The organism is Nonomuraea lactucae (assembly GCF_003313395.1).
Taxonomy (GTDB): Bacteria; Actinomycetota; Actinomycetes; order Streptosporangiales; family Streptosporangiaceae; genus Nonomuraea; species Nonomuraea lactucae.
The window spans coordinates 1-4,693 of record NZ_QNFZ01000775.1 but is presented as its reverse complement, the minus strand read 5'-3'; the positions used below and the strand labels follow the sequence as shown (position 1 = coordinate 4,693).

Sequence of the window (4,693 nt, the reverse complement as noted above, 5' to 3'; positions counted from 1 at the left end):
CGCCGCCGACCACCGCGTAGCGGCCGGAGGCGGATCGCGGCACCTTCGACCGGCGAGGCCGGACCACGGCACCCGCCCGAGGCGGCGGCAGGCCGGGACCGGCCCGGAATCCGCCGGAGGGGTCATCCGGACCGGAACGGTTCTCCGGACCGGATGGGCGGGGAGCCGCATGCCCGGCGTCCAGGAAGGGCGTCGCCGCGCAGCCTCCCACCGCGAGAGCCAGGACCGGAAGCATCAACAGGACCAGCAGCGCCGACGGACGCAACGCCCCTCCCCACTCGATCACGGTGGGGAGGGGACGATCATACGCTCCCGGTCGGCCGCGCCCGGCCGTTTCGCGCAAGGAGCGGGAAGGGGGCGCTCGCCGGGCCCGCGAGCGCCGCCCCGGGGTCAACCGAGCGCCGCCCCGGGGTCAACCGGCGGACCAGCCGTGCAGTTTCATCAGCCGCGCCGCCACCCTGGCGAAGCGGGCCGCGTCCAGCACGGCGCCCTCACGCCTGATGTCGTGCTCGTCCAGCACGAACACGCGGTCGAGCCGCAGGTGGGACACCCTGCCGTCGCGGCCCCACGCCCCGATCTCCAGCCAGTCGGGGCCTTCCTCGCCCTTGCTCGACAGCATCATGCCGATCAGCCCGCGCCCGGTGCGGCCGACGACGAGGAGCGGCCGGTCCTTGCCGCGCGACGGATCCTCCTCGTACGGCACCCACGCCCAGACGATCTCCCCCGGGTCGGCCAGTCCGTCGAGGTCGGGGGAGTAGGCCAAGGTGGCCGCCTGGGCCACCGTACGGACCTCGCGCACGGCGCCTCGCGACGGCCGGGGGTCCTCACCTGGATCACTCATCCCAGGATCCTAGATCAGGCGGCAGGGACGGGTGTCCTGGACCGATCCGGAGCGGGGGAAGGCTCTCGTACCATGTTCAGGTGCTCGCCCTTCTGCGCTCCGTGTGGGACGAGCCCCGTCCCCCCGACCCGCCGCCGCGGGTGTGGCGCGACTGGGCGCTCGTGGCGCTGCTCGTGCCGATCGCGCTGCTCGAAGGTGTCCTGCGGCCGGATCTGCCGTGGCGGGCCGTCTCGGTGCTGCTCGCCGCCGGGCTCGCGCCCACGCTGCTGTGGCGCCGCACCAGACCCCTGCTGATGGTCGCCGTCGCCTTCGGCGTCACGGGCCTGGCCCAGTTGCTGATGGGCGGCGACGCTCCGGAGACGCACACGCTGGTCTACCTGCTGCTGCTGCCCTACTCGCTGTTCCGGTGGGGGTCCGGACGCGAGGCCGTGCTGGGGCTCGCGATCGTGCTCGCCCGAGCGGGCTCCTCGATGGTCTTCGACTACCCCGGCCTCGCCGACGCGGTCGGCGGGTTCGCCGTGGTGTTCTCGGCCGTCGCGCTCGGCGGGGCGTTCCGCTACCGGGCCCGGGCGAGGATGCGCGAGCTCGACCAGGTCAAGCTGCTCGAACGCGAACAGCTCGCCCGCGACCTGCACGACACCGTCGCCCATCACGTCTCGGCCATGGCGATCCGGGCGCAGGCGGGCCTCGCCACCGCGGCGTCGCGACCGGACGCCGCGACCGACGCGCTCCGCCTGATCGAGGCCGAGGCGGCGAGCGCCCTCGCCGAGATGCGCGCCATGGTCCGCGTCCTGCGCCGGGACCAGCCGGTGGAGCTGGCCCCGGGCCGGAGCATCACCGATCTCCAGGAGCTCGCGGGCCGCGGCCGCTCCGGCCCGTCCGTCGACGTGGAGGTCTCGGGTGACCTCGGCGGCCTCCCGCCGTCGGTCGGGGCCGCGATCTACCGCCTCGCCCAGGAGTCGGTCACCAACGCCAGACGGCACGCGCGTCACGCCACCCGCGTCGAGGTCCGCGTCGCCGTCGACGAGATGTCGGTGCGGCTACGCGTGAGCGACGACGGCGACACCGGCCTCGTACGCCCGGCCGCGCCGCCCGGATACGGGCTCATCGGCATGATCGAACGCGCCGACCTGCTCGGCGGCACCTGCGTGGCCGGCCCGGCCCCAGGTGGAGGCTGGACCGTGACAGCCGTGCTGCCCCGCACCGGGTCGGCGCCATGAGCCTCCGGGTGGTCGTCGCCGACGACCAGGAGATCGTCCGCGCCGGCCTCACCATGATCCTCGACGCCCAGCCGGGCATCGAGGTCGTCGGCCAGGCCGCCGACGGCAGGCGAGCGGTCGAGCTCGCGCGTCGGCTCCGCCCCGATGTGTGCCTGTTCGACATCCGCATGCCCGGCGTCGACGGCATCGAAGCCACTCGCTCCCTCGCCGGGCCGGCCGTAGAGGATCCCCTCGCCGTGGTGGTCATCACCACGTTCGACCTCGACGAGTACGTCTACGCCGCCCTGAGGGCGGGCGCCCGGGGGTTCCTGCTCAAGAACGCCGGCGCCGATCTGCTCTCCCAGGCCGTCCACGCCGCCGCCGGCGGTGAGGCGCTCATCGCCCCGAGCGTCACCGCACGGCTGCTCGGCGCGTTCGCCCGCCCCGGCCGCGCCTCACCGCCGGTGCGGCCCGTCGAGGCGCTCACGGACAGGGAGGAGGAGATCCTGGCCACCGTGGCACGCGGGCGCACCAACAACGAGATCGCCGGCGAGCTCTCCATCTCCCTCAGCACCGTCAAGTCCCACATCGCGAGCCTGATGGCCAAGCTCGGCGCCCGCAACCGCGTGGAGATCGTCATCTGGGCCTATGAGACCAACCGCGTCTGACGCCCCGGCCGATCGTCCGCGGATCGGGCGTACTTTCGGCTGATGAGCCCTTCTCGCCGGTTTTCTACGCTGATTCACGGCCCCCCGCGCATGATGCATGAGGAGAAGTGTGATGAAGGCGTTCGTCCTGCGCTCGTACGGCCCGCCCGACGTCCTTGATCTCAGGGACGTCGGCAAGCCCGTGCCCGGCGATGACGAGGTGCTGGTCCGGGTGCGCGCCACCTCCGTCCAGCCGTACGACTGGCACCTCATGAGAGGGGAGCCGTACGTCGCGCGCCTGATGGCGGGCGGCCCCGGGCTGCGCAGGCCGGACATCCGCGTCCTGGGCGCCGACATGGCGGGGCAGGTGGAGGCGGTCGGCAGGGACGTGACGGAGTTCAGCCCCGGTGACGAGGTGTTCGCGATGCTCCGGCAGGGCGGCTTCGCCGAGTACGTGTGCGTCCGGGAGGCCGAGCTGGCGCCCAAACCGGGGAACCTGTCGTTCGAGCAGGCGGCCGCGGTGCCGCTGGCGGCCTGCACCGCGCTGCTGGGCCTGCGCGACGAGGGCCGTATTCAGCAGGGACAGCGGGTCCTGGTCAACGGCGCTTCGGGCGGCGTGGGCACGTTCGCCGTGCAGATCGCCAAGGCGTTCGGCGCGGAGGTCACCGGCGTCTGCGGCCCCCGGAACGTGGACCTGGTCCGATCGATCGGCGCGGACGAGGTCGTCGACTACGCCAAGGAGGACTTCACGCGGAAGGGCCGGCGGTACGACCTGCTGCTCGACATCGCGGGCAGCCGCCCGGTGTCCGCGTGCCGCCGGGCGCTGACCCGCGAGGGGACGTACGTGGTCGTCGGCGGGCCGGGCGGCCGCTGGCTGCAACCGGTCGGCCACGTGTTCTCGGCGCTCGCGGTGGCGCCGTTCGTGTCCCAGCGGATACGCCTGGCGAACGTGGTCCGGTGCAAGCGGACCAAGCCGAACCTGCTGACGCTGACCGAGCTCATCGAGGACGGCAAGGTCGTTCCGGTCATCGACCGGTGTTACCCGTTCGAGGAGATCCCGGCGGCCATCGGCTACGTGGAGGAGGGGCACGCCGCGGGAAAGGTCGTCATCGCGCTCTGAAACCACGGCGCGACGGCCGGGCCACTAGAACTTCGTTCTAGGACATCCTAAAATCCCGTTCCGTGACATCAGCGTTCTTCACCCGCAAGCGGGACGAGTTCGTCCCCGCCCCGCACGCCCGCGGCCCCTGGGCGCCCGACATGCTCCATGGCCGCCTGGTCGGCGGGCTCGTGGCCCGCGCGCTGGAGGAGAGGCACGGCGACGCCGAGCTGCAGTTCGCCCGGCTCACCGTCGACCTGTTCCGCAACAGCCCGCTGCTGCCGGTGACCGTGGAGACGTCCCTGGCCAGGGACGGGCGCCGGATCCGGGTGGCCGACGCGACGGTCAGCACCGACCAGGGAGTGATCGCCCGGGCGAGCGCCGTACTCCTCAGGAAGGGCGAGCAGCCCGGCGGCGAGCTGCCGTTCACACCGGGCTGGGACGAGCCGCCCCCGCGCGAGGCCCCGCCACGGGACGGCGTGTGGAACCCGCCGTTCGACATGTGGCCGCTCACCGCCTGGGGCGGGCCGGAGCGCGACCGCGCCTGGATCCGCGAGTCGCGCCCGCTGGTGGACGGCGAGCCGCTGACGCCGTTCACGCGCGTCGCCCTGGCGGGCGACTTCGCCAGTCCGCTCAGCGCCATGAGCCCGGCCGGCGTGCAGTTCATCAACGGCGACTACACGCTCACCCTCACCCGCCTGCCCGAGGGCGAGCTGATCGGGATGGAGGCCACCGGCCACCTCAGCGCCGGCGGCGTCGCCACGGGTCACTGCACCCTGCACGACACCGCCGGGCCGATCGGCTTCTGCCTGGTGACCGCCGTGGCCAACCCCAGGCCCCTGAAATAGACGGGGCGGGACCGCGCCGCCCGGCCCCGCCCGGCGCGGGCGCTCGGCGCGCGGTCAGG

At 73.5% G+C, this 4,693-nt stretch carries 5 protein-coding genes and 1 pseudogene; 4 read left to right on the top strand and 2 right to left on the bottom strand.

Translation table 11 applies throughout. From position 1 onward, the window contains the following. Window positions 1-286, bottom strand: a pseudogene (locus DQW85_RS46085) (hypothetical protein); the annotation flags it as partial. 126 nt (window positions 287-412) lie between these two features. Continuing rightward, window positions 413-841 carry a type II toxin-antitoxin system PemK/MazF family toxin gene (locus tag DQW85_RS27280; RefSeq protein WP_113702774.1) on the bottom strand — a complete coding sequence of 143 codons (429 nt, stop codon included), beginning with the start codon at window positions 839-841 and terminating at the stop codon, window positions 413-415. 80 nt (window positions 842-921) lie between these two features. Here DQW85_RS27280 and DQW85_RS27275 point away from each other — a divergent pair, with 80 nt between their 5' ends. The 4 genes from DQW85_RS27275 to DQW85_RS27260 all read left to right on the top strand — a co-directional run bounded on the left by DQW85_RS27275 (window position 922) and on the right by DQW85_RS27260 (window position 4,634). After that, complete coding sequence (locus DQW85_RS27275) at window positions 922-2,061, top strand: sensor histidine kinase (protein WP_113702773.1); 1,140 nt, start codon at window positions 922-924, stop codon at window positions 2,059-2,061. Next, window positions 2,058-2,708: a response regulator gene (locus DQW85_RS27270; RefSeq protein WP_113702772.1), complete on the top strand. Its 651-nt coding sequence runs from the start codon at window positions 2,058-2,060 to the stop codon at window positions 2,706-2,708. The genes DQW85_RS27275 and DQW85_RS27270 overlap by 4 nt, the downstream gene beginning before the upstream one ends. Window positions 2,709-2,820: 112 nt before the next feature. Further along, complete coding sequence (locus tag DQW85_RS27265) at window positions 2,821-3,807, top strand: NAD(P)-dependent alcohol dehydrogenase (RefSeq protein ID WP_113702771.1); 987 nt, start codon at window positions 2,821-2,823, stop codon at window positions 3,805-3,807. 62 nt (window positions 3,808-3,869) lie between these two features. After that, complete coding sequence (locus DQW85_RS27260) at window positions 3,870-4,634, top strand: acyl-CoA thioesterase domain-containing protein (protein ID WP_240197456.1); 765 nt, start codon at window positions 3,870-3,872, stop codon at window positions 4,632-4,634. Window positions 4,635-4,693: the final 59 nt, after the last annotated feature.